We start from the raw sequence: 24,835 nt of genomic DNA on the forward strand, positions 1-24,835 counted from the left end.
TTCTGCACTTTAGCGGCTAAAACCGTTACTGTGTCGATTGGAGTTGCAAAATTAGCGGCTTTCTGATGCAAGTCAAGCCCTTCACTCAAAAAGGTTTTGTTTTTTCTTGCGCTTGGGTAATCAGCAGGCGTTGCAACGGCAGGTAATTATCTGACTGCCTAGCACAAGCGGCAACAAAAGCAGACTTGACGGCTTACAAAAAAAAATACGTTTTTACTGAATCAGGCTGTACATCGACTTCAGACTGCTGTCTTTTTCTTTGTTTCGGATGTCCTGCAGGGTAGCTTTCAGGGCAGGCATACTGGCCACTAACTCGTGTAGTCCTTTGTAGGCTCCTAGCCGAACATACATCTGCGGATGCGTACGGGCTAGCGTTTCCAGTCGTTGGATGCCCTTCTCCCGCTCAATAGGTGGAATTCGCTGCATCAGAACTCCGAAGTTCTCCAGCATGACGTACAGAACCTCAGCTGGAGCATCCTTGCTGCGTTGTAAAAACCACTGGTAGTCATCGAGCGTCCCATTGAGCCCGTAGTAATTGGAAAGCGCCGTAAGAAGTGCAGGGTTTGTAGTTGTTTGCAGAGCGGCTATCTGGGAGCGAGTTGTGGCAGTGGGCGCATGCGACAGGGCCTCAATAGCAGCACCAGTTACCACGTAGGAGCTGTCTTTTAGCGCCGTACTGTATACCTCGCTAAAATCCTCGTTAGGAAAAGCGCTCAGTACCCGAATGGCCGTAGCGCGTACAGCCCCATTCTTTTCATTCAAGGCCACTCGTTGCAAATCCTTCCGCACAGCGTTGCCTTCCGCTCCCCGGTAGCGGCGCAGGCCTTCAAGAGCAGCAACCCTGGTTGCCCAGAAGGAATCGTTGAGGGTGTTGCGAAACGTTGCGCTGACAAGCAAGTCGGCGGATTTGTTGCGTAGCCCCTGAATAGCTTGGTATTTCTGAAGGTAACCGCGGGCGTGGCTCAGCTGGTACAGTAGTTCTTCCTGACTTTGCGTTTCATCAATTTCTGCCAGCAGCACACCTTCATCATCAAACTTAACCAAGCTGGGGCGCTGGTTGACTGACAAACGGAACGTCTGGTCGGCTTTAGTCACCAGAATGCGGTGTTCGGTGGCTTGGTTGCCGTTCCAGGTGGCTATGGTTACCGGCAAACGGTAAACGGGCTGATAAAGAGTATCCTGCACCTGTTGCACATGTACAACCACTTGGCTGTTTTCGTAGCTATGGGTCACGCGTAGCTCTGGGTGGCCACGCTGCAAAAACCACTGGTCGAAAAACCACATCAGGTCCTCACCCGTCGTTTCCTCAAAGGCAATGCGCAACTTGGCAAGTTCCGTTGAGGACAGCTTGTTGTTGACCAGATAACGGTTGAGTGAGGCGAAAAAGGCTTCGTCGCCAACGTACTTGCGCAACATATGTAGTACCCGCCCGCCCTTATCGTAGGAGTGCCGGTCGAACATGTCTTCCTGGCTATTGTAGCGGTAGCGGATGAGAGGCTCCCGCTTCATTTGGGCCTCTTCCAAATAATTACGCAGCTTGCTTTGCTGTACGTGTGCCGCTGCATCGGCTCCGTATTTATGCTCGGCCCACAACAGTTCAGAATAATCGGCAAAGGACTCGTTGAGAGGCAGATTACTCCAAGACTCCGTGGTCACGTAATCCCCAAACCATTGGTGAAATAATTCGTGGACAATTACGGACTCGGAGCCTGCGTACGTTACATCCGGCAACTCACGCGGGGTAAACTGTACCAATTGCTGCTGAAACGTGGAAGCCGACGTGTTTTCCATAGCACCCGACACGAAATCGTGCACGGCTACTTGTGCGTACTTCTCCCAAGGAAAATCAACCCCCAGCTTTTTAGAGAAGAACTCCATCATCTCGGGCGTATTGCCAAATACCCGCTTGGCTGTATGCTGATAGGCAGGATCTACGTAATATTCCACTGGTTTGCCCCGCCAAGAATCGGCTACCACGGCAAAATCACCCACGGCCATCATGGCCAGGTAAGGGGCGTGGGGCTGGCTGAGTTTCCACGTATCGGTACGGGTACCATCGGGGTTACGGCGCGCCGATACCAGTATGCCATTGGACAGGGTTTTCTGGCCGCTTTCCACCGTCATGGTGATTTCCTGCGTCATGCGCTGGTTGGGCCGGTCGATGGTAGGAAACCAGCAAGAGCTACCTTCCGTCTCCCCCTGCGTCCAAACCTGCCGGGGCTTGGTCTTATCGGTGCCTAAGGGGTTGATGAAGTACAAGCCTTTATCATCGGTAATGGCCTCACTGCCGCCCTTGGGTAGCTCGTTGGGCTTGGCTACGTACTGAATGCGCACCTGATACTGCTCGGTGCGCTGGTATAGCCTGTCGAGGCTGATGGTAATTTTGCGCTTGTCGTAGCTGAACTTCAGGTCCCGGCCCTTGCGGGAGCCGTTCATGAGCTCCACGCTTTTGACATCAAATCCCTTCGCATCCAGCACCAGCTGACTTTGCGGGTAGAAATGGGGGCGCAGGGTGAGTACGGCCGTTCCCAGCAACCATTGCTTAGCCCAGTCGAAGCGGACATCCAGCTTCGTATCGGCCAGGTCGTGCAGGATGGTGGCAGAGGGCTGGAGGGAATTGGTGGAAGGCAGCCAGTTGGGCACAACTGCACTGGCAGCAACCGGCGTGGGCGGCGTAACGGGTTCCGCTACTTTTTTGCGGTTGGCATGGGGTATAGCAGAAGGTGGACGGCTTGGTTTAACTGCCTGAGCAGAAGCCGACAACTCACACATCAGCGCCAGAATAAGGACACCGAGGACCGGATATTTCATGCGGGAAGGCACTAGGACATTGGAGGGTCAAGTTCCGAATTTATTTCAGAATAGGCCTATCTTTAAGCCCCTTTTCCGCCCCACCCCTGCCCCCATTCTATGCTCCAGGTCCGTACCGAAGCCGCCCCCCATCAAACCTGGGAAGTTAATTATCAGCCCAACGGCGCCATCACCCTCAACGGGGAGCCTTTTCACTGGGACATTGCTCCCCTGGGTAATGGGCGCTACCACTTGTTGTATGAGGGCCGCTCTTACACAGCCGAGCTGATAGCTGCTGACTATGCCGCCAAAACCATTAGCCTGAAGCTGAACGGCCAGAAGGTGGAGCTACAGGCCAAAGACCGGTTTGATCTGCTCCTGGATAAACTGGGCATGAGCAACGCGGCCAGCCAAAAGGTAAATGACCTGAAAGCACCCATGCCCGGCCTGATTGTGGACATTCGGGTGGAGCCCGGCCAGACCGTGCAGAAGGGTGACCCTTTGCTGGTGCTGGAGGCCATGAAGATGGAAAACATCTTGAAAGCGCCCGGTGATGGTACCGTGGCCGCCATAAAAGTTGCCCTGCGCGACAACGTAACCAAGGGCCAAGTACTGATTCTGTTCAGCTAGGTACCACTTTCTTTACCCGGGGCCGTAATCGGATACCGTGCGGCCTCCCCCGCCCGTATTTGCTTACGGCCTCGCCACGTACACTCGCGTTTTACGCCTTAACCCTCTCTCACTTTGAAGTACAACCGAATTCTGCTCAAACTAAGCGGTGAGGCCCTGATGGGCCAGCAGCAATATGGTATTGATGCCACGCGGCTCATGCAGTATGCTGAAGAAATTAGGGCCGCCGCCGCTACGGGTACCCAGGTAGCCGTGGTTATCGGAGGTGGTAATATTTTCCGGGGCGTGCAGGCGGAAGCCTTTGGGCTTGACCGGGTACAGGGCGACTACATGGGTATGCTGGCCACGGTTATCAACTCTATGGCCCTGCAAAGCGCCCTGGAGAAGCTGGGCGTGAATACCCGCCTACTCTCCGGTGTTACCATTCAGCGGGTGTGTGAGCCATATATCCGTCGGCGGGCCATGCGCCACCTGGAGAAGGGCCGCGTGGTTATCTTCGGGGCCGGCATTGGTTCCCCCTACTTCACCACTGACTCGGCTGCCTCGCTACGGGCCATTGAAATTGAAGCGGATGTAGTGCTGAAAGGTACCCGGGTAGATGGTATCTATACTGCCGACCCTGAGAAAGATCCTTCGGCCACCCGCTTCCCCGAAATTACCTTTGATGAGGTGATGGAAAAGAACCTAAACGTGATGGACATGACGGCCTTCACGCTGTGCAAGGAAAATAACCTGCCTATCATTGTGTTCGACATGAACAAAGGCGGTAACCTGCAACGCTTATTAGATGGGGAAAGCGTGGGCACCTTAGTAAGTATGCACGCCAGCAAAGCGGCCGGGCTTGACCCCAAGCACAGCAGCCTGCAACCATCCACACACAACGGCTCAGCAGAACAGGCTTAGTCCCGGGCCGGCGTGCAGCAACCTCCTTGCTGGCTTGCGCCGCTTTCACGCAAATTCAACACCTACACTCAACATTCAACCCTTTTAGAAGTGGACGAAGAAATTAAGTTTTATCTGGACGAGGCCGAGGAGTCGATGGGCAAGGCCCTGCAACATACGCAGGTAGAATTTGCCCGCATCCGCGCCGGCAAAGCCACTCCTGCCATGCTCGACTCCTTGCGGGTAGATTACTATGGCACTCCAACTCCCGTGGCTCAGGTAGCCAACGTAGCGGCCCCCGATGCCCGCACGCTGTTCATTAAGCCCTGGGAGAAAAACATGATCAGCGAAATTGCCAAGGCCATCAAGAACAGTGACCTGGGCCTGAATCCGCAGTCAGATGCCGAGGGTATTCGCCTGAACCTTCCGCCCATGACGGAGGAGCGCCGCCGCGAATTGGTGAAGCAGGCCAAGTCAGAGTCGGAAAACGGCAAAGTGCGCATCCGCGGTATCCGCAAGGACGTGAATGAGTCGCTGCGCAAACTGCAGAAGGACGGAGCCGCTGAGGATGCCGTGAAAGACGCCGAGGCTAAAGTGCAGAAGTTTACCGACAGCTACATCAGCAAGGTGGACGAACTGCTCAGCAAGAAGGAGTCAGAAATCATGACCATCTGATTATACAGGCAGACGGTAGATATAGGAAGTGGGAGGTATAGCTTTTGTTCCGGCGCTACGCCATTGAACAGAAGCTATACCTCCCACTTCTTATATCTACCGTCTGCTTTTTTAAAGCCAGTAGCCAGCAGCTATAATTTGCTGCTCCACGGCTTCAGGCACCAGATAACGGATGGACTTGCCGGCCCGGATACACTCCCGCACAAACGTGGCCGAAATATCCAGCAAAGGTGCTTTTACCATCTGAACAGCCGGATGCAGACTTGGATCCGTGGTACCTGCACCGGGGCGCGGATACACGTAAATCTGATTTTCCGCGAGGATACGCGCTGCCTGTTCCCAACGTGGCAGACCAGGCAGGTTGTCTTCACCCATCAGCAACACGAATTGGACACCTGGGTAGCGGCGGCGCAGCTCATCCAGAGTGCTTATGGTGTAGCTGGGCTTAGGCATGGCAAACTCCACATCCAAGGCTCGTAACCGCTCATTGCCAGCAATGGCGCGTTGCACCAAATCAAAGCGTTGGACTTCGCTCAGCAATTCCTGCCCAACTTTAAAAGGGCTTTGAGGGGAAACTACCAGCCACACTGCATCCAAATCGGTGTGCGTGGCCATGTAATTTGCCAGAATAAGGTGCCCGGTATGAATAGGGTTGAAAGAACCGAAAAGCAGTCCTACTTTCCGGCCCACGGGGGCAACGGCAGCAGGACTGCTCACAGAATGGCTTGTTCGGCGGTAATGAAAGCACGGACGAGTTTCTCCGCTTCATCAATAGCGCGCTCCAAATCGTCGTTGACAATCACCACGTCGAAGCGGTCTTCAAACGTCAACTCGAAGTTGGCTTTATATATACGGGCCGAAATACTGGACTCAGAGTCGGTAGCGCGGTGGCGCAACCGTTGCTCGAGCACCTGCAACGACGGTGGTTTCACGAAGATGGCCAAAGCCCGCTCCTTATAGAACTCCTTTATGCTGAGGCCGCCTTTCACGTCCACATCCAGGATGGCATGCTGGCCGTTTTCCCAAATACGCTCTACCTCAGATTTAAGGGTACCGTAGAAAGCTCCTTCGTACACTTCCTCCCATTCCACAAAGTCATCGTGCCGGATTTTCTCCTGAAACTCCTGTACGGAGATAAAGTAGTAATCCTTCCCGTTGGCTTCGGTGCGGCCACGCTTATCACGCGTGCACGCTGAAATTGAGAAGCTTAGCTCCGGCATACGCTGTAGCAACCGGTGCACGATGGTGGTTTTACCAGCTCCGGAAGGAGCGGAAAAGGCGATAATTTTACCCTGCATCGGGCAAAATTAGGCCATTTCTACCTGAATTTTTGCAAGAATTGAGTTTGATAAGGTTGCCGGAGCTTTCTTACGGCCTACATGCTCCCCCAGGAAGTCGATGAAAATGTTCTGCTTATCGATGCTATCAAAGCAAGGAGAGCAGTCCTCGGCATGGTTAACGAAATAATCCGTGTCCTCCGCCGTAGGCTCCTGGCCTACAATAATCTGGTCGAGTATGGTGTTCACACGTTCACAGTCGGGGCCGCTAATAACAGGGGCACCGCTCTGGTTGGTTTGTTTTGTAGACGTAGTTTCCATAACGCAGGTGTTGGCTGAGGGGAGTTTATTCGGATTCTTCCGAGCTGGTGAATTCATCTTCGCCATCTTCATTGGAGCCGTAGCCCATTGATTTAGCGTACTTTTCAAGTTTTTCTTTGAGGAAATTGCGTGCCCGGTGCAAGCGGGAGCGCACCGTACCGATGGGGATGTCCAGCACTTTTGCCATTTCCTCGTAGGTGAACCCTTCCAGGTCGCAGAGGATAATGACCGTGCGAAAATCCACGGGCAGCGAGTTCAAGGCACGGGCCACCTCATCACCGATCAGGTCGCGCACGGCTTGCTGCCGCATGTCGGAGGAGGAGGGGCCGGCGTCATTATCCGCCTCTACATCTTCCGAGTTGTAGTAGCCTTCGATTTCGCTGTAGTCAACCTTGGCAGGCTGCTTACTTTTTTTGCGAAAATCGTTGATGAACGAATTTTTCAGGATGCGAAACAGCCACGCTTTGGCGTTTGTTCCTGGTTCGAAGTACTCAAAGAAGCGATATGCTTTCAGATAAGTTTCCTGTACCAAGTCATTTGCATCATCTTCGTCCAGGGTCAGGCGGAAGGCAAAGTTGTACAGGGAGTCGAGCACGGGCATCAACTCGGCCTGAAAACGCCGGTCTTTTTCCTCTTTGCTCAGTTTAGGAATCCGCTCGGGAGAGTCGCTCATGAAAGCTGAAAATTGCGGCTGAATATTAGAAAAATACCGCTGTTAGACAAATCTACGGGAGTATACCGGCTTTTAGGCAGAATGTTTTTCTGGCAACGCAGCGCATTGTTCAGTGTAGACATCCGGAAACCCGCATAAGAAACGAGCTACTTGAAGCCAGTTCATCATTCCGATAACGAACTACCGCATGGAGGGTAGTGTGTCGCAGCGGAAACTGATACACCTACGGGCTACGCCGGTATGCGGGTTGCGCCGATGGCAGCAGCGGCCTGGCTAGCAGCAAGGAATATGTGCTTGGATTACGGATGACAGCTTGTGTTACTGCCCGTTATTCGTTGTTGTCTGGTATTGATATAAATATTGCTGAGGCTATATAAGACCGGCCGTGTATCACTTAGCCAGCGGTAAATTAGCCCAACTGCATACCCGGCTTGCCACTTGCAGGGGCTCCAGTGCTTTGATGCATGAACAACCAGCCGGCTGCGCGCGACACGCCTGACAATGGGGCTTGTCGAAGACCAAGTAGCTAGCGTGCGGACCGAGCGGAGCCCAGCGGCCCGGGTGCATGGGCCGGATGGGCGGGTAGAGGCCGAGGGCATGGCGGCCGAGCGCCGCGGCCAAATGCAGCGGGCCGGTGCTGCCCGCCACCAACCCATCGGCGGCCGCAATAAAGGCTAGGAACTCGGGCAGCCCCAATTGGCCAGTAAGATTGGCGGTGAGGTAGGGCTGGTGCTCGTGTAGCCAGGGGTGGAGCTCTTCCCCCTCGGCAGCTGTGCCGGTGATGAATACGCGGTGCCCGGCTTGGTGCAGCAACTTGGCCAGAGTACCAAAGTTCTCCAGCCCCCACTCCCGGGCGCTGCCGCGGCTGCGCGGGTGCAGAATGACGTTAAGCTGCTGGGGTTGACGAGCGGCCAGAAGCTGACATAGCTCGGGCCGGAGCGGGACAGTAGGGCTAAGCTGTACCAGGGGGGCTACGGCCGCCAGCGGCATGGTACCGGTTTGGCCTAGTCCGTGCAGCATGTGCAGGTTAAGCTGGGACTCGTGAAGGGGCGAGTGGCGGCGGCTGAGGGTAACCAGCTTGGTGCAAGTAAGCCAGTGAAACCACCGGTTGCGGGTACCAATGCGGTGGCGGATACCAGCCCGGCGCGCCAGCCAAGCCACTTGTCTGTTGGGAAAGACGTGCAGTATGGTATCGGCGCCGGTGGCCTGCAAGGCGGCCACTTGGGCCGCCTCGGGCAGTTGCAGGAGCTCATCCAGGTTCAGAAAGTCATCCAGCCAGGGGCAGGCGGCGGCTACGGCCTGGGTGTAGGTGCGACCCAGCAGCAGCACGCGGCACCCAGAGAACAACTGTTTGAGGCGGCCGGCAACCGGCAGCGTCAGCACCACGTCCCCGATGGCATCGGTGCGGCTGATGAGGAAGGTGCGACTCATGCGGCGGTGCGGGTTTTGAGCTTGGCAAATTTCAGGAACACGCCCCAGGCCGAAATTATGGCTATGCTCAGGCCGGCAAATCCATCTAGGAAGCCCAACCGCAGAAAATAGCCATGCACAAATTTCCACCAGGGTTTCAGCAGCAACTGGAACACGGAAACGTCGCGCCTGCCCCGGAGCCACAACTCCTCGGCGGCAATGCTGGTGAAGCGGTTGAGCTGCTGCACATGCTGCTCCACGGAGTGGTAGGAGTAATGCAGCGCGTCGCCGGCCAGGGGCAGCGGCGCGGGCTCACCGGCCGTCAGCTCGTACCGCTCGTGTAGCAGCAGGCCTTCCCAGCAGCCCAGACGACGGTCGTACAGCCGCAGTTTGCGGTCGGGGTACCAGCCGCCGTGGCGCACCCAGCTACCGCAGTAGTTGGTAAGCCTAGCCAGAGTGTAGCCAGCGCCCTGCCAGTTGGCTTTAGCGGCCTCAATGCTACAGCGCAACTCCTCGGTCAGCACTTCGTCGGCATCCAGCTGCAGTACATGGTGGTGCTGGGCTTGGGCAGTAGCATAATTTTTCTGCTCCACGTAGCCCTCGAAAGCGTGCTGAATTACCCGCGCGCCCAGTTGCCGACAGATGTCTACGGTCTGGTCAGTGGAGAAGCTGTCAATTACTACCAGCTCGTCGGCCACTGGACGGGCCGCTTCGAGGCAGCGGGCAATATTGGCTTCTTCATTGAAGGTGATGATGACGACGGACAGGGGAACCTGGGGCATAGCGCGGGCAAATATCGGGGTTTTGCGGCAGGCAGCGTAGCGGGTTACATTTTGGCTGATGCGTGCATTCACAGCTAGTATTGCTTCATTTCCTGACCATGCGGCTACCCCACTTTGCTTACTTGTTTGCAGGGCTGCTGCTCAGCAGCTGCGACGGTACATTAACGAGCTGGCTGCCGGCGGCTAGCTTCGACCCCATTGTTGGACAACGCCCGGTAAATCTGGCTCGGGTACTCGGACCCGATGTAACGCTTTTGGGCTCGGCCGACACGCTACGCCTGCGGATATCATTTGCGCCTGCTTCCGGCATCACCACCATCGTGGCGGCGGATAGCAGCCAGAACCCATTATATGTTCGGGCATTCCGCTTTCGAGGCTATTATTATCTGGTCGAAACTCTACCTGATGCCCGGCAATGGGTACACGCGGTACGCATCCGCAGAAATACAGTGCAGGGGCTCGGAACAGGTTTACTACAGATGGAGAATCTTAGCCACTTAGTGCAGCAAGGGCACTGGCCGGAGCTGGTACGCTACCGCAACGCCAAAAATGACAGCATCCGTCTGCGCTTCAGCAGGAAAACGCTGCGCACGTTCTTTGAAGCACAAGCCGATAGTTTACCCCTATACCGAATTCAGCCCCCTACCAAGCCTGAGGTTGTTCCGAGGGGTGTAGCGAATGGGCTTCCAGCTACTCCAACTTACTCGGTTTATCCCAACCCGGCTCAACTAGAGGCTACCGTAGAATTTGGCTCCAATGTCCAGCGCGTAATCCGGCTCTATACCACTGCCGGCGTCTTGTTGCATACCTACTCCACGTCCACTCATCAACTCACCTTTTCCGTTGCGCATCTACCAGCCGGCACCTATGTTTTGCGTGTGCTTACGGGCGCTGCCGGGGCAGCTGCTCCCCTCCGGTTGGTGGTAATGCACTAACAACACGCCGCTAACTCCACTCCTAGTGTTGCGTATAGTCAGCCGACTTACGCCCCTTCTATGACTACTCAGCAGCCTCTTCTCGCCCTGATTACGGGCGCTACCTCCGGTATTGGCAAAGTAACCGCGCTGGAGTTGGCCCGCCAGGGTTTCCACGTGGTGGTGCTAGCCCGCAATGCTGATAAAGCGGCCCAAACGCGCCTGGAAATTCAGCAAGTAGCTTGGCCCGGCCGCCGCGTAGATGTGCTGCTCTGTGATTTGTCGGACCTGAGCCAGGTACGGCGGGCGGCAGAGGAGTTCAACCAGCGCTACGCCCAGCTGGATGTACTGGTGAACAACGCCGGACTGGTATTTGGGACGGAGCGCGAAACCTCCGCCAACGGCCACGAAATGACGTTTGCCACCAACCACCTCGGCCCCTTTCTGCTCACCAGCCTGCTGTTCGATAAGCTGCAGCAGAGCCCGGCCGCCCGCATTGTGAACGTGGCTTCCATGGCTTACCAGTTTGCCAAGCCCGATTTCAATGACCTGGATGCTGCCCACCACTACTCCCCTATGCGGGCCTACGCCAACTCCAAGCTGTTCAATATTATGTTCACGCAGGAGCTGGCCCGGCGGTTGCGGCAGCGGGGCATCCACAACGTTACCACCAACAGTCTGCACCCCGGCGTAGTAGCCAGTAATTTCGGCAGTAACTCTACGTGGTTTACTCGGGCCTTTTATAAGGTAGCCGCACCGTTTATGACTTCTTCCGAGGATGGTGCCAAAACCAGCATTTATCTGGCTTCCGACCCCGCAGTAGCCCAAACCAGTGGTGGTTACTTTGTGAAGCAGCAACCGGAAGCCGTAAAATCCGGCTATAATACGCTGGAAAATGCCCGGCGTCTCTGGCAGGAATCCGAGCGGTTAGCAGGACAGCCGTTTCTATCAGAAGCCTAATGCCAGTGCTTCACTGCTAAGCAGCATTAATTACGTGTCTAGCCTCTATGGGCATGAGCGTACCGGCAAACAATTCAAGGGGTAGATGCGTTACGCAGGCAATTCATGTACCTACCTCTTTTTTGACTTTATATGGAACTTGGTATTAGCTCATTCGGTGAAGTAGCCCCAGCCCACGTAGCTGGCGGCGACACGGCGGCGGCCCAACGCACGCAGGAGCTGGTAGCGCTGGGCCGCCAGGCCGATGAGGCTGGGCTGGATGTGGTAGCCATTGGGGAGCATCATCGGGCCGACTACGTGGTGTCGTCGCCGGAGATGGTGCTGGCGGCTGTGGCAGCGGTTACCAGCCGCGTGCGGCTCAGCAGCGCCGTTACGGTGCTCAGCTCTACCGACCCAGTGCGCACCTTTCAGAACTTTGCCACGCTGGATCTACTCTCCAACGGCCGGGCCGAAATCATTGCGGGTCGGGGTTCCTTTATTGAATCGTTTCCGCTGTTCGGCCAGGATTTGAGCGACTACGATGCCCTATTCACTGAGAAGCTAGGTTTATTGCTGCAGCTCAATGAGCAGGAAGTAATTACCTGGCAGGGCAAGCTTCGGCCCGACATTGCGGGCAAGGGCGTGTATCCGCGGCCCCTGCAACCCAAGCTGCCCATCTGGATTGGCGTGGGCGGCACGCCTGCTTCGGCGGCCCGGGCCGGTTCTCTGGGCCTGGGGCTGACCATTGCCATTCTGGGCGGTGCGCCGGCGCAATACGTGTCATTTGCTGACCTGCACCGCCGGGCCGCCAAGCAGGCGGGCCACACCGGGGTGCTGCCCCTGTGCCTGAACTGCCATTTCCATCTGGCCGACACCTCTCAACAGGCCGCCGACGAGTTTTTCCCGGCCTACTCTCTGGTGATGAACCGCATTGGCCGGGAGCGGGGCTGGCCGCCCATGTCGCGGCAGCAGTTCGATTACCTACGTGGGCCGCAGGGGCCGCTGTTTGTTGGCACACCCCAGGAAGTTACTGAGAAGCTGGTCTATCTGCATGGCCTTTTCCAGAACACCCGCTTCATTGGTCAGTTGATGCTGGAAGGCATGCCCCACGAGGCGGTACTGCACTCCACTGCCCTATTCGGGCAAGTAGTGTCCCCGGCTGTGCGCGCCCGCCTGGGTGTGGGCGTGTAGGGTGCGCAGGCCCGGAAAATTTGTGTTATTTACTGCCGCCTGCCAACCCCGGCAGCGCGTATGGTCTGCCGCACCATGAATTATTCCGACTCGGAAACCCGCCAATGGGCCATGTTCCTGCACCTTTCCCTCCTAGCCGGAGTGCTCGTACCGGGGGCGGGGTTTATTCTGCCTATTATTCTGTGGCAGGTGAAGAAGAACGAATTGCCCGGTATTGATGCGCACGGCAAAATGGTAACCAATTGGCTGATCAGCGCGGTTATTTATGGGGCTGTATTCGGCCTACTCAGCTTCTTGCTTATTGGCCTGCCCCTGCTGGGTATTTTGGGTATAGTATCCATCGTGTTTCCTATCATCGGGGCTGTCAAGGCCAATGAAGGTATCCTTTGGTCGTATCCGCTGACCATCCGCTTTCTTTCATAGCGGCCCTCTTTACAAGCTCATCATAGCAAAAAACCCCGCCCGGCGCAGTGCCAGGCGGGGTTTTCTATGAAGGCTGTGGCCGCTTAGTAGCGGTACAGGTCTGATTTGAACGGACCTTCCACGGGTACTTTGATATAATCGGCTTGCTTGGGCGTCAGCTCGTCCAGCTCCACGCCAATTTTGGCGAGGTGAAGGCGGGCCACTTTCTCATCGAGGTGCTTAGGCAAGGTGTATACCTGGTTTTCGTACTTGTCGGCGTTCTTCCATAGTTCCAGCTGAGCCAGCGTCTGGTTAGTGAACGAGTTCGACATAACGAACGAAGGGTGGCCGGTAGCGCAGCCCAGGTTTACCAAGCGGCCTTCCGCCAGGATGATTACCTCTTTGCCGTCGATGGTGTAAATATCTACCTGGGGCTTCACCGTATCCTTGGTGTGGCCGTAGTTTTTATTTAGCCACGCCATGTCAATCTCATCATCGAAGTGGCCGATGTTGCAGACAATGGCTTTGTCCTTCAGGGCCCGGAAGTGCTCCTCCCGGATAATGTCGCAGTTACCGGTAGTGGTGATGACGATGTCGGCGCGGGGAATGGCGTTTTCCATCTTCTTCACCTCGAAACCGTCCATAGCAGCCTGCAGAGCGCAAATGGGGTCAATTTCGGTTACGATAACGCGGGCACCAGCACCGTTCAGTGAGGCTGCCGTACCTTTTCCTACGTCGCCGTAGCCAGCCACAACTGCTACTTTGCCGGCCATCATTACATCGGTAGCCCGACGGATAGCATCCACAGCCGACTCTTTGCAGCCGTATTTATTATCAAACTTCGACTTGGTTACCGAGTCGTTGATGTTGAAGGCGGGCATGGGCAAGGTGCCGGCTTTCACCCGCTCCAACAGGCGCAGCACGCCCGTAGTGGTTTCTTCCGAAATGCCTTTGATGCCGGCGGCCAGCTCAGGGTACTGGTCCAGCACCATGTTGGTCAGGTCGCCGCCATCATCCAGAATCATGTTCAGGGGCTGGCGCTCTTCGCCGAAGAACAGCGTCTGCTCAATGCACCAGTTAAAGTCCTCCTCGCTCAGGCCTTTCCAGGCATACACCGGAATACCAGCGGCGGCAATGGCCGCAGCGGCGTGGTCCTGCGTGGAGAAGATGTTGCACGACGACCAAGTAACATCGGCGCCCAGCTCAATGAGGGTTTCGATGAGCACGGCCGTTTGAATGGTCATGTGCAGGCAGCCGGCAATGCGCGCGCCTTTCAGCGGCTTGCTGTCACCATACTCTGCCCGCAACGACATGAGGCCGGGCATTTCGGCTTCAGCGAGGCGGATTTCCTTACGGCCCCACTCAGCGAGGCTCATGTCTTTTACTTTGTACGGAACGTAGGCCGTGGTCTTGGTCTCCATCAGTCAGATACAGTGGTGAAGTAGTCGGATTCTAACCGCAAAGATACTCGATTTGTTAGCCTTTTTATTTCCGGGCAACGGGCAGAAGCTGGACACAAAAAAGGCTGCCCGGATATTTCCGGGCAGCCTTCGTGCTAGTACTGAGCAAGTGGTGCTAGTTATTTTGCAAAATAACTGCTTTGGGCTGCTGCTCGGCCGCTACTCCGGCGCCGGCAATGCCTCGCACCAGAATTGTATAGATTTTGCCGGCCTCATAGTTTTTAGTACCCGTTCCCGACCCTGATCCATCGCCTACGGTCAACAGAACCGGGCGTGGAGTGCCGGCACTCGTAATGGTGAGGGTTGGCGAGCCAGCGTTGATGGCGAAAAAGGCAGAGGCCGTTCCGAAGGCGACGTCTGGAGTAACATCAGTGCCAGGCGTACCTGGAACAGCCGATGGCACCGTTAACCGAACCGGAGAAGGCGCGCCTACTGCTAAGTGTACCAATCGGATCTTAGCTTGATTAGCGGCCGGAGCGGTCAGGTCGTCGGTAACAGACAGCAACTCGGCGCTACCGATAGAGGCCGTAGGCGAGTACACGAATACGGAGTAGCTCTGGTCTTTGGCCACGGCCAGCGTGCGGCTGACTACCGTAGTGCCGGTACCGTTGACAATACGCAGCTGAGGGGAGCCTACGTTGACGCCGAGGTAGCCGCTGTTTTGCGTGTACGTGAGCGAGCTGCCCTGCTGACTATCAAACACCGGTGTTATGGCGGCTGTGGCGGCCGCAGCCGCATGCACTACTACTACCTTGCCTTGGTCGGGTGCGGGCGTGTTGTTATTGTCATCATCATTGCCACAGGCTGAGAAAGCCAGAGCAGCCGGCAGAGCGGCCAATAAAACGGCCGGACGGAAAAGCGAAGTCAGGGTTTTCATAAGCAGGAAGTAGGTGAACTGAGTGCCTCAACGAAGCCCTGACTGCTTTTGTTGGATGAGCCTTAAAACTTTTGCTCGATGAATTGCACTTTTTTGTCGTCCAAACACTTAGCTCTTTGACTATATAGACCGTAGTTTTGCCTTCATGCCTCACACCCAACTGTCTCGTGTTTCCGGCGGTTTACGCCGCTTTACTTTAGTTGCCGCTTGCTCGTTGGGAGTATCCCTGGCGGCTCAGGCTCAGCAGACTACCACCGTGTTGCGTTTGGCACCCGAGGACGTTAGCCGCGGACTGAATGGCCCCCAGAAAAACTTCTTTTTCACTACCGGTGCCGGCACTGCCAACGACGATTACCAAAGCGCCGGCTTTTTCGGACAGCGCCTACGGCCTTACCTTGCCGGCAACCAGGAAGCCTTGGACAACCTGAACCGTTACCGCCGGCAGAAGTGGATGTATCTGACTGAGCGTCTAACGTTTGTGGGCGCGGTAGGCTTGTACGGCCAGCAGGTGCTTGCGCATACCGAGAAGGAAGAATATTTTAATACTACACAGCAGGCTGCGGTGGGCTTAGCGGCCTTTAGCCTCCTGAGCAACGTGCTTATTAGCCGCCACACCAACTCGCACCTCCAGCGGGCCATTGAGGCGCATAATACGGGGGTACCGGCGGCCCGCACTGGTGTGCTGCAGCAAATGCGGCCTAGCACGGTGGGGCTGGCTGCCAGCCGTAACGGGCAGCCGCTACTCGCCCTAAGCTGGAACCTACGCTAATACCTTTCTTGTTTTCCGGATATTCCGGGGCCGTTTTCGGGGTAGCTTCTCTGTAGGGAGCTGCGCACCGAAATACGGGCCCGGAATATTCTTTTTTCACTGTACCACAGCTGGCCGGACGCTGCCAGGAAATATCAGTTGCGTATTTCCTGCTTACGTTTGAGTATGCTTTTCGCCCAGGCCGGCGCAGAGGATCGTCCGGAGCCGGCCTGTTTTTCGTAGGAACCCTACATGGAATACCCGCTGCCCACGGCGGCTCGGCAATACGTTGCCAAGCACCTGCACGATGACCCCGCCCAACTAGCCCTGCAAGCCCGCCGCTACCCTGGCCTGCCCGTCCCCGACCTTATCCGGCAGATTCAGGCCCGCCAGAAGGCCCGCACCAAGCTGCCCGACTGGGCCGAGAATCCGGAGCTTATCTTCCCCCCCACCCTTTCGGTGGAACAGGCCTCCTCGGCCCGTACAGCTGCTTTTAAAGCCTCACTGGTGAATGGGCAACGCCTGGCCGACTTAACCGGGGGCTTTGGGGTGGATGCGGCCCACTTCGCCGCGGCGGTGCCCGAGGTGCATTATGTGGAGCGCAACGCGGCCCTGGCCGAGGTAGTGCGCTACAACCTGGCGCAGCTGGACATCAGCAACGTGCAGTGCCACACCGGCGACGCCGTACAGTTTCTGCGCAACACGCCCGATACCTTCGACTGGCTGTACCTGGACCCCGCCCGCCGCGACACGGCCGCCAAGAAGATTTTCCGGTTGCAGGACTGCGAGCCGGACATTCTGCGCCTGATGCCCCTGCTGCTGCATAAAAGCCGCTGCGTACTGCTGAAAACCTCACCCATGCTGGATATTGAGCAGGCCATTCTGGAGCTGCGGCAGGTGCGGCGGCTGTGGGTGGTAGCCGTGGATAATGAGTGTAAGGAAGTGCTGTATGAGTTGGGCCCTGAACCCGCCGTTGACCCCGAGCGGTTCACGGTGAACCTGCTCCGCAACGGGCAGCAACAGGAGTTTCGGTTGAACCGGGCCCGGGAAACCCGCGCCATTGCCCGCTACGCTGAGCCCCGCCAATACCTTTATGAGCCCAACGTAGCCGTGTTGAAAGCGGGAGCCTTCAAGAGTATAGGTACGGCCTTCGAGATGCTGAAGCTGCACCAACACAGCCACCTGTACACGTCCGACGCATTGCGAACCGACTTTCCGGGCCGGATTTTCCGCATCCGGGCAGTGGAGAAGTACGACGGGGCAGCCCTGCGCGCCCACCTCGGCCCCGACAACCGCGCCCACGTCACCACCCGCAACTTCCCCGACTCCGTGGCGGAGTTTCGGCACCGCACCGCCATCAAAGAAGGTGGGGAACTGTACTTATTCGCTACCACCAACCTGGAAGGTAAGCTCATGGTGCTGGTGTGCGAGAAGCTGTGAGTTGGTGAAATGGTGAGTTAGTGAGTTTGACGTTCAGGTCGCGCAGTTAACGCAAGCAAAACGTCAAACTCACTAACTCACCACCTCACCGTGCCGGGCTGGTCCATTTGCTGCCTCTGATGCGGAAGCGCCAAGGCAAAGCGGCGTCCTCCCCGGCATAATCGATGCCCACGCGGGGGGACGCCAGGATGTCGGCCTCGGCTACTGGCTCGTGGTGATCTTCCAGCCAGATGGTGGGTCCGGTCAGGTCGAGGCCGTAGTGGGCGGTGCTGATGCCCAGGGCTTGAGTAAGCAGGCCGGGGCCGCTGGTAAGATTACGCTGCACCTGCGGCAGCCCCCGGCGCAGCAGCATTTCGGCCGCACCTTCGGTAGGTTCCAAGCCCCGAATCAGCACGGCATCGGCTTTGCCAGCTTCATTGGTGATAATGTTGAACAGAGCGTACCGGCCGTACACCAAGTATACATAGGCCACTCCGCCGGGCTGATACATGATTTGGGTGCGGGCCGTGTAGCGGCCCAGGTGGGAGTGACAAGCCTGGTCGTTTTCGTGGGCGTAGGCTTCGGTTTCCGTGATGCGGCCGCCAGTGAGCACCCCACCGATGCGGGTGTACAGGTATTTACCTAGTAGCTCCCGGGCAATCTGCACAGGGTTGGGGCGACGGTAGAAATCCAGGGGAATTATAGCCATAGTTCGGCAGAGGATAAGGATGAGTAGCCATCTATACGAGGTATTGCCTACCTTTGCCGCTGTAAAGGTGGCCGGACCCCGATTGGGGGGCGAGGCTGAAAAGGGAATCCGGTTGAAATCCGGAGCTGTCCCCGCAACTGTACGCTTCATGAGTCGGCGCGTCATCACCGGCCACTGTTTCTGCCCCGGCTGCCCCAGCGGCGGCCGTTGAAATGGGAAGGCGACGCGCCCGGAGCAAGCCAGGAGACCTGCCTTTGCAATTCCTATGTTCAGCGCTTTCGGAGGAAGGGCGGAGAATGAAACCAGTGGCGGAGCCCAGGCTGCGCGGAGTACCCTTCTGTTTTCGGCCTCGACTTCGGGGGTCAGCTGCTAAAAGCCAGTTGAGCAACGAGGTTTTGAACTGAATTTTTCGAGTGCGAAAATTTGGTTCGGAAGATGCGTTTTGCGGTTTTAGTGCGTGGTGGCCTGCTGGGCCGGCTGGCTGGCGCGGTGTTGCTGCCTACCTCGGCCGCAGCCCAAGCTGGCCTACTGCCCGACACGGCCCGGGTGCAGCACCTACCCACGGTGCGCATCCCCGGCGTGCGGATAGAGCGGTTTGCCGTAGGAAGCCGCCGCTTCGCCCTCGATTCGCTGGCCCTCACCACCTACCGCACCGGCACGCTGACCGATGTGCTCAGTGCGCGCACGGCCGTCTACCTGAAAAACTACGGCCCCGGCCAACTGGCTTCTATCACGTTGCGGGGCACCTCGGCCCGGCATACGGCCGTGCTCTGGAACGGCTTCAACATTAACTTACCCAGCCTGGGCGAGGCCGATTTTTCCCTGCTACCCGTCAGCGGCTTTACTCAGGCTGATGTGCAACTGGGCCCGGCCGCCGCTACCTACGGCAACGGGGCCATTGGGGGCACGGTGCTGCTGTCGTCGGATGCGAAATGGGGCGCAGGCTGGCGCGGCGCAGTCCAGGCTGAGTACGGCAGCTTCGGGCTGGGGGCGGGCACAGCGGAGGCCGCCTTCAGCAACCAGAAAATAGCAGTGCGCACCAGCCTGCTGTACCGGGAAGCTGCCAACAACTTTGCCTATCACACCCAAGAAGCCCGGGGCCGCGTGCGGCAGCGCCAGGAAAACGCTGCCCTCCGCCAGGCCAGCCTCAGCCAGGAGGTAACCCTGCGCCTGGGCCAGCGCAGCGAAGTGGCCCTGGCCGCCTGGCTTACCGATGCCGACCGCCAGATTCAGCCCGGTATTGGCACCAACAACACTCACGCCGAGGAACGGGACCAGAGCCGCCGCCTTACGGGCAGTTACCGCTACGTGAGCCAGCGCCACGAGTGGACTGCCCGCGCCGCCTGGTTTGAGGACGTACTTAACTACCGCGACGACGTGAGCGGGCTCAGCGAATCACGGGTACGCACCAGTCAGGCGCAGGCCGAGCACACCTGGAACGTGGCGCCCAACGCCTCGGTGCGGCTGGGAGGCGAAGCACAGCACTTTGCGGCTCAGGTAGATGGTTACGGCAGTCAGCCCCGCACCGAAAACCGCTACTCCGGCTTTGCCCTGCTCCGCTATGACCCACGCCCCCGGTTGCGCCTTTCCCTAAACCTGCGCCAGGCCGTGCTGCCGGGCCGCCGCCCGCCACTCACCCCTACACTGGGAGCGGAATGGCTGGCACTGGAAGCGGGGCCGCATACCCTCACGGCCAAAGGCAGCGCCTCCCGCAGCTACCGGGCCCCCACCCTCAATGAGCGGTACTGGCGGCCCGGCGGCAACCCCACCTTATTGCCCGAGGAAAGCCTGGGCTACGAGGGTGGGCTGGTACACATCTTTACGGCGGCTCCGGCCCATTTGCGCCTGCAAACGGAACTGACAGGCTACCGGCAGCTGGTGGATAACTGGGTGCAGTGGACGCCGGGAGCCACGTACTGGTCGCCGCGGAATTTGCGGCAGGTACGCGCCCAAGGACTGGAGGCCAGCACCCAGCTGGGCTGGCAGCCGGGAGCCTACCGCCTGCAGACGCGGGCCAGCTACGGCTTTACGCAGTCGGTGAAAACGCAGGGTGTGGCTTCTGACGCCGACCCAGTGGGGCGGCAGCTGCCCTTTGTACCCCTGCACACAGCCGCTTTCAGCACCGACCACACCTGGCATGGCTGGCAGCTCAGTACCACCCTCACGTTTACCGGCTACTGCTACACCGATGCTTCCGCCACGGATTATCTGCCCAGCTACTGGCTGCTGAACGCCGCGCTGGGCCGCACCCTGGCCGTGCGGCCCGACTGGCGCCTGCAGGTGCTAGCCCAGGGTTACAACCTCGCCAACACCGCCTACCAAAGCTACCAGAACCGCGCTATGCCGCTACGTAGTGGCAGCCTGAGTTTGCGGGTGCTGTGGCGCTAACCTCCCGACATTTTTTCTACCTGTTTTTCTACTATGAAGCACTCCTCCCCTTTCGCCAGCCTAAGCAGCCGCCTGCTACTGGGCAGCGCCACCGCCCTGGGCCTGCTGGCCTGCGACCCAAACGACAACCCTCAGCCGGTTGAGCAGCCCATCGTAACCAGCACCGTGTTTGTGGTGAACGAAGGCAACTTCCTGCGCTCCAACGCCGACATCAGCCTATTCAGCAAAGCCAGCGGCACGGTAACCAACAAAGCCCTGTTCAATGCGGCCAATGGCAAAGCCCTTGGCGACATAGCCCAGAGCATGGCCATTCAGGACAGCCTGGGCTACATTGTGGTGAACAACAGCAATAAGCTGGAAGTAGTATCCCTGGCCAAGTTTCGGTCGAAGGCCACGGTAACGGGCCTGAAGCTGCCGCGCTATTTCGCGCCGGTTTCCTCAACAAAAGGTTATGTAACGGAGACCGTGAAGTACGACGGCTCCAATGGGCAGGTATCAGTCATCAACCTCACTACCAACACCATTACCAAAACTATTGCCGTGGGGGTAGAGCCTGAGCAACTGCTGGTGGCCGGCTCCCGCCTGTACGTAACCAACAGCGGCGGCAACACGGTAACGGTTATCAATACCACCACCGATGCCGTGGAAGGCACCATTACAGTGGGCGACTCGCCCAACAGCCTGGCCCAGGACCGGGACGGCAACGTATGGGTGCTGAGCGGGGGCAAAGGAGTCTACAATCCTAATTTCTCTTTGCTGACCAAAGGCAGCCTCGCCAAAATTGTACCTGGTCAGCTTACCGCCACTTCCCGGGAATTCGATTCCAGCCAAAGCTCTCCGGGGCGCCTGACTATCAATGGTGCCAAAAACCAGCTGTACTACACTTACAAAGGCGGAGTGTACACGCTTGGCACCACCGATGCTGCTCTGCCAACTACCCCGCTCATCCGGCGCAGCTTCTACGGCTTAGGGGTTGACCCCCAGGACGGCACGATTTACGGTGCCCGGGCCTCCTTCACGACCACCGATAAGGTAATTCGTTACCGCACCACTGGCGCGCCCATTGATTCGTTTACCGTGGGGGTAGGCCCCAACGGATTCGTTTTTTACTAGCCCTGTTTTTCTGAGCTTTGAAAACCCCGATGCAGCTTCGGCAGCGTCAACGAAAAGGCCCGTAACCATGGTTACGGGCCTTTTTGTTGCTATCTGGCGCAGAAGTCGACTAGTCAGCCAGGCCGTCGTTGTTACGGTCTTTCCGGTCAGTGGCGGCTTCGTACTGCTGGCGGCCGGTGGGGCCGGCGGCAGTGTCGCGCACCATGCCTGAGGTAGCCGAATCAGCCGATACAGAGGCGTTTTGATGCCGGGCCGGGTCGAGGCTTTTTTCGGAGCCGCGCTCCACGTTGGTGTCTCCGCTGTCGGAGCCCGTGTTGCAGGCCGATACGAAGGAGACAAGCAGGGCGGCTACGGCCAAGGAGCGAAAAGCAAGGAGCGTTTTCATACGTCTGGGGGAAGTTGGAGGAGCTGTAAACTATTTGGGCTGTACGGCTGACCGCCGCGCTGGTTTTTACGTAACAGGACTTGAGCTTTTCCTACCGCAACCATTTCGCCACAACTCAGTCTATTTTGTTCCTATGCTTCACGCCGACCCATAGCTGGCCCCGCCTATATCCTTCCCCGGTTTGTATGCGGCCAACGGTTACCTTTGCTTGCCTGGACCTGCTTACATGACCCGAGCTACCTCTTCCCGCTTTACCCCGTCCCACCCGTTCCTGCGGAAAACAGCCTGGCTGGCTGGCAGTAGCGCCTTACTGGCTTTGCTGCTGATTGCGTATCTGTACGGCGTTCAGGACCAGTTCTTCAGTCGATTTTTTGGCGCTTTTTTCGTATTTTTCTGGCTACTGGCTGTTACGTTTCTAGGAGTAGTTCCCTTCGTGAATTGGGCAGCCGCCAACTGGTTTGGGAAGCAATGGGCTGAGGACGCGCCAACCGTGCGCCGCCCCAAGCCCGCCGCTTCTCCACCATCTACTCGTACATCCACGCGTACCGCACCGCGGTTGAACTCAACTCAACATCCGTGAAAACGACGCTCCTGCACATCAAAAACATGGTTTGCCCACGCTGCATTGATGCCGTGCGCAACCTCCTCGAACAAGCTGGCTACCGCCCCACCGACGTGTCGTTGGGTCAGGCCCAGCTCGACCAAAGCACTCCCGCCGACCCCGTATCCGTAGCGCCCATGCTGCGCGAAGCCGGTTTCGACGTGATTATGGGCCGGGCCGACCAGCTGACGGAGCAAATCAAGACGGCCTTGGTGGAATACCTGGAGCACCTGCGCACGGCGCGCATGCCCTTAACTACCTCGGCCTTCCTCACCGACCGTTTTGCAGCTACTTACTCCCACCTGAGCAAGGTATTCTCGCGCACGGCCAACCTGACCATTGAGAAATACCTTATCCGGCTGAAAATTGAGCGGGTGAAGGAAATGCTCAGCTACAATGAAATGACGCTCAGCGAAATTGCCGAGCACATGCGCTACAGTTCCGGCCAGCACCTGAGCAACCAGTTCCGGCAGGTAACCGGCCACTCCGTGAGCGAATTTCGCCGGGACCTGATGCCCCGCCGCCTCTCGCTGGACCAACTGGCCTAGCCAGCGGCTACCATTCCTGAAAAGCAGGCCGTTCAGCAGCAGCTGGGCGGCCTGCTGCCGTTATGGGCATACAATCGTACGTACTCGGCCCGGGTTTTGTATAACTCAATGGGCCATGCGGCAGTATTGTTGTGTAGTTGTTCGCTCCACAGTAATACGGCCGCCTATGCGCTCTTTTCTTCTTTTTCCGCTCGGCCTTAGCCTGCTGGCTGCCCGGCCAGCCCACAGCCAGCACCAGCACCACCAACCTACTCCGGCCACTGATACCACGCGTCGCTCGGCTCCCGTCCCCAGCCAGCATGCCGGCCATGATATGGGCACACCCGGCACGGCCCTTCCTGATACTACCCGGCAGGCCCGTGCTGGCGCTCAGCACGCTGGTCATGATATGAGCGGCATGCAGCATGGGGGCAGTATGGCCGGGATGGAGCAGATGAGCCACGCCTACTCGCGTAGCTTACCTATGAACCGCAACGGCTCCGGCACCGCCTGGAACCCCGACAATACGCCCATGTTTATGTGGATGCACCACAAGGGTGCCTGGATGGTGATGAATCACGGGGCCGTGAACGTGCGCTACACCCGCCAGAACATCGGGCGCGGCAGCGGGCAGCGGGGCGGCAGCACCTTCGATGCGCCCAACTGGTTTATGACTATGGCGCAACGCCGCATCGGGCAGAAAGGTCTGCTCAACCTCACGGCCATGATTTCTCTCGACCCGCTCACGGAAGGCGGCAATGGCTACCCCTTGCTGTTTCAGAGCGGAGAGGCATATAAAGGCCAACCTTTAGTGGACCGCCAGCATCCCCACGACCTGTTCTCGGCCCTGAGCGTGGCCTACACGCATGCTATTTCTGAGGATGTGGACGTGACGGCCTATCTGGGTTACCCCGGTGAGCCGGCCATCGGGCCGGTGGCCTTCATGCACCGTATTTCGGCCATGCCCAACCCTGATGCCGCGCTGGGCCACCACTGGCAGGATGCTACGCACATCACCTTCGGCGTGGCCACGCTGGGCGTGCGCTACAAGCAGTTCCGGCTGGAGGGCTCCAACTTTACGGGCCGGGAGCCAGATGAGCACCGCTACGGCTTCGACCGACCCCGGGCCGACTCCTGGGCCGGCCGCTTAAGCTGGAACCCAACCGGGGCGCTGGCATTGCAGGTTTCCCGCGCCACCATCAAGCGCCCCGAAGAGCTGCACCCCGACGAGGACGTGAAGCGCACCACGGCCTCCGTCATCCAGAGCAGCCAGTGGGGCGAGTACCGCTTTATCACCTCGGCCCTAGTGTGGGGCCTTAATCAGCACGTAGAGGCTGATGGGCACAGCCACGGCGAGGCCTCGCACTCGGTGCTGGCCGAAACCAATGTGCAGTTGGGCAAGCCCGCCGTGTACGGCCGCTACGAGTTCGTGCAGAAATCCAATGAGGAGCTGCAAATTCCGCTATTCGGGCCGGCCGATGAGCCCCTCACGGCCCAGTACAACGTGCATGCCCTCACGCTGGGTGCCAACTACCGCGTGGCCCAACTGGCCCGCACCGACCTCACGCTGGGGGCCCAGGCCACCGTATACCGCCCCGACCAGGATATTCGCTACTACTACGGCTCTACGCCCGTGTCGGCGCAGGTGTATCTGCGGCTGAATCCCTCGTTAATGCGGATGAACGGGCGGTAAACCGTTGTCCGTTGCCTGTTGTCAGTTGT

Annotated in this window: 24 protein-coding genes and 1 riboswitch; of the genes, 13 read left to right on the plus strand and 11 right to left on the minus strand. The window is 58.0% G+C overall.

Going from position 1 to position 24,835, the window contains the following annotated elements; genetic code table 11:
• Positions 1–213 precede the first annotated feature (213 nt).
• Positions 214–2,811: a M1 family metallopeptidase gene (locus ROI90_RS03260; protein ID WP_315996893.1), complete on the minus strand. Its 2,598-nt coding sequence runs from the start codon at positions 2,809–2,811 to the stop codon at positions 214–216.
• Between the two features lie 99 nt (positions 2,812–2,910).
• On the opposite strand from ROI90_RS03260, the gene ROI90_RS03265 reads away from it, so the two are divergent.
• The 3 genes from ROI90_RS03265 to frr all read left to right on the plus strand — a co-directional run bounded on the left by ROI90_RS03265 (position 2,911) and on the right by frr (position 4,977).
• On the plus strand, positions 2,911–3,420 hold the full coding sequence (locus ROI90_RS03265; RefSeq protein ID WP_315996894.1) for a biotin/lipoyl-containing protein: 510 nt from the start codon (positions 2,911–2,913) through the stop codon (positions 3,418–3,420).
• Positions 3,421–3,534: 114 nt separating this feature from the next.
• A complete protein-coding gene (gene pyrH / locus ROI90_RS03270) occupies positions 3,535–4,323 on the plus strand; it encodes a UMP kinase (RefSeq protein WP_315996895.1) in 789 nt (262 codons plus the stop codon).
• A 90-nt stretch (positions 4,324–4,413) separates the two neighbouring features.
• On the plus strand, positions 4,414–4,977 hold the full coding sequence (gene frr / locus ROI90_RS03275) for a ribosome recycling factor (protein WP_315996896.1): 564 nt from the start codon (positions 4,414–4,416) through the stop codon (positions 4,975–4,977).
• Between the two features lie 111 nt (positions 4,978–5,088).
• Here the strand turns inward: frr and nadD are convergent, their stop codons facing one another.
• The 6 genes from nadD to ROI90_RS03305 all read right to left on the minus strand — a co-directional run bounded on the left by nadD (position 5,089) and on the right by ROI90_RS03305 (position 9,440).
• Entirely contained in the window at positions 5,089–5,694 is a 606-nt protein-coding gene (nadD, locus tag ROI90_RS03280; RefSeq protein WP_315996897.1) for a nicotinate (nicotinamide) nucleotide adenylyltransferase, read from the minus strand.
• Entirely contained in the window at positions 5,691–6,275 is a 585-nt protein-coding gene (gene gmk, locus ROI90_RS03285) for a guanylate kinase (RefSeq protein WP_315996898.1), read from the minus strand. The genes nadD and gmk overlap by 4 nt, the downstream gene beginning before the upstream one ends.
• Positions 6,276–6,284: 9 nt before the next feature.
• Positions 6,285–6,575, minus strand: a complete 291-nt coding sequence (locus ROI90_RS03290) for a hypothetical protein (RefSeq protein WP_315996899.1) — start codon at positions 6,573–6,575, stop codon at positions 6,285–6,287.
• Positions 6,576–6,600: 25 nt separating this feature from the next.
• Complete coding sequence (locus ROI90_RS03295; protein ID WP_315996900.1) at positions 6,601–7,248, minus strand: sigma-70 family RNA polymerase sigma factor; 648 nt, start codon at positions 7,246–7,248, stop codon at positions 6,601–6,603.
• Between the two features lie 390 nt (positions 7,249–7,638).
• Positions 7,639–8,679 carry a glycosyltransferase family 9 protein gene (locus ROI90_RS03300; protein WP_315996901.1) on the minus strand — a complete coding sequence of 347 codons (1,041 nt, stop codon included), beginning with the start codon at positions 8,677–8,679 and terminating at the stop codon, positions 7,639–7,641.
• A complete protein-coding gene (locus ROI90_RS03305; RefSeq protein ID WP_315996902.1) occupies positions 8,676–9,440 on the minus strand; it encodes a glycosyltransferase family 2 protein in 765 nt (254 codons plus the stop codon). Before ROI90_RS03305 ends, ROI90_RS03300 begins: the two co-directional genes overlap by 4 nt.
• Before the next feature lie 98 nt (positions 9,441–9,538).
• On the opposite strand from ROI90_RS03305, the gene ROI90_RS03310 reads away from it, so the two are divergent.
• From ROI90_RS03310 to ROI90_RS03325, 4 genes are all read left to right on the plus strand, one after another.
• Positions 9,539–10,375, plus strand: a complete 837-nt coding sequence (locus ROI90_RS03310; RefSeq protein ID WP_315996903.1) for a T9SS type A sorting domain-containing protein — start codon at positions 9,539–9,541, stop codon at positions 10,373–10,375.
• A 60-nt stretch (positions 10,376–10,435) separates the two neighbouring features.
• Positions 10,436–11,314 carry an SDR family oxidoreductase gene (locus tag ROI90_RS03315; protein ID WP_315996904.1) on the plus strand — a complete coding sequence of 293 codons (879 nt, stop codon included), beginning with the start codon at positions 10,436–10,438 and terminating at the stop codon, positions 11,312–11,314.
• A 132-nt stretch (positions 11,315–11,446) separates the two neighbouring features.
• Positions 11,447–12,484, plus strand: coding sequence for an LLM class flavin-dependent oxidoreductase (locus ROI90_RS03320; protein WP_315996905.1), 1,038 nt, complete (start codon positions 11,447–11,449; stop codon positions 12,482–12,484).
• Between the two features lie 75 nt (positions 12,485–12,559).
• Complete coding sequence (locus ROI90_RS03325; protein WP_315996906.1) at positions 12,560–12,907, plus strand: DUF4870 domain-containing protein; 348 nt, start codon at positions 12,560–12,562, stop codon at positions 12,905–12,907.
• Positions 12,908–12,990: 83 nt separating this feature from the next.
• Here ROI90_RS03325 and ahcY read toward each other — a convergent pair whose 3' ends face one another.
• Positions 12,991–14,307, minus strand: coding sequence for an adenosylhomocysteinase (gene ahcY / locus ROI90_RS03330; protein ID WP_315996907.1), 1,317 nt, complete (start codon positions 14,305–14,307; stop codon positions 12,991–12,993).
• Between the two features lie 154 nt (positions 14,308–14,461).
• A complete protein-coding gene (locus ROI90_RS03335) occupies positions 14,462–15,223 on the minus strand; it encodes a DUF4397 domain-containing protein (RefSeq protein WP_315996908.1) in 762 nt (253 codons plus the stop codon).
• A gap of 145 nt (positions 15,224–15,368) precedes the next feature.
• On the opposite strand from ROI90_RS03335, the gene ROI90_RS03340 reads away from it, so the two are divergent.
• Both ROI90_RS03340 and ROI90_RS03345 read left to right on the plus strand, forming a co-directional pair.
• Entirely contained in the window at positions 15,369–15,992 is a 624-nt protein-coding gene (locus ROI90_RS03340) for a hypothetical protein (protein ID WP_315996909.1), read from the plus strand.
• Positions 15,993–16,223: 231 nt separating this feature from the next.
• Positions 16,224–17,411: a class I SAM-dependent methyltransferase gene (locus ROI90_RS03345; RefSeq protein ID WP_315996910.1), complete on the plus strand. Its 1,188-nt coding sequence runs from the start codon at positions 16,224–16,226 to the stop codon at positions 17,409–17,411.
• A gap of 85 nt (positions 17,412–17,496) precedes the next feature.
• On the opposite strand, the gene ROI90_RS03350 is transcribed toward ROI90_RS03345, so the two are convergent.
• Positions 17,497–18,099: a DNA-3-methyladenine glycosylase gene (locus ROI90_RS03350; protein WP_315996911.1), complete on the minus strand. Its 603-nt coding sequence runs from the start codon at positions 18,097–18,099 to the stop codon at positions 17,497–17,499.
• A 48-nt stretch (positions 18,100–18,147) separates the two neighbouring features.
• Positions 18,148–18,369, plus strand: a riboswitch (cobalamin riboswitch).
• A gap of 165 nt (positions 18,370–18,534) precedes the next feature.
• Here ROI90_RS03350 and ROI90_RS03355 point away from each other — a divergent pair.
• Together ROI90_RS03355 and ROI90_RS03360 are read left to right on the plus strand one after the other, a co-directional pair.
• Positions 18,535–20,487, plus strand: a complete 1,953-nt coding sequence (locus ROI90_RS03355) for a TonB-dependent receptor (protein ID WP_315996912.1) — start codon at positions 18,535–18,537, stop codon at positions 20,485–20,487.
• Between the two features lie 33 nt (positions 20,488–20,520).
• On the plus strand, positions 20,521–21,600 hold the full coding sequence (locus ROI90_RS03360) for a DUF5074 domain-containing protein (protein ID WP_315996913.1): 1,080 nt from the start codon (positions 20,521–20,523) through the stop codon (positions 21,598–21,600).
• A gap of 109 nt (positions 21,601–21,709) precedes the next feature.
• Here ROI90_RS03360 and ROI90_RS03365 read toward each other — a convergent pair whose 3' ends face one another.
• The gene (locus ROI90_RS03365) at positions 21,710–21,985 is read right to left on the minus strand and encodes a hypothetical protein (protein ID WP_315996914.1); all 276 of its coding nucleotides are present in this window, start codon (positions 21,983–21,985) and stop codon (positions 21,710–21,712) included.
• Between the two features lie 576 nt (positions 21,986–22,561).
• Between ROI90_RS03365 and ROI90_RS03370 the strand changes: the two genes are divergently transcribed.
• Positions 22,562–23,134 (plus strand): AraC family transcriptional regulator, encoded by a 573-nt coding sequence (locus tag ROI90_RS03370; RefSeq protein WP_315996915.1) that lies wholly within the window; start codon positions 22,562–22,564, stop codon positions 23,132–23,134.
• Between the two features lie 166 nt (positions 23,135–23,300).
• On the plus strand, positions 23,301–24,806 hold the full coding sequence (locus ROI90_RS03375; protein WP_315996916.1) for a hypothetical protein: 1,506 nt from the start codon (positions 23,301–23,303) through the stop codon (positions 24,804–24,806).
• Positions 24,807–24,835: the final 29 nt, after the last annotated feature.

Origin of the sequence: Hymenobacter endophyticus (assembly GCF_032464715.1) — a bacterium.
In the GTDB taxonomy this organism is placed as follows: Bacteria; Bacteroidota; Bacteroidia; order Cytophagales; family Hymenobacteraceae; genus Hymenobacter; species Hymenobacter endophyticus.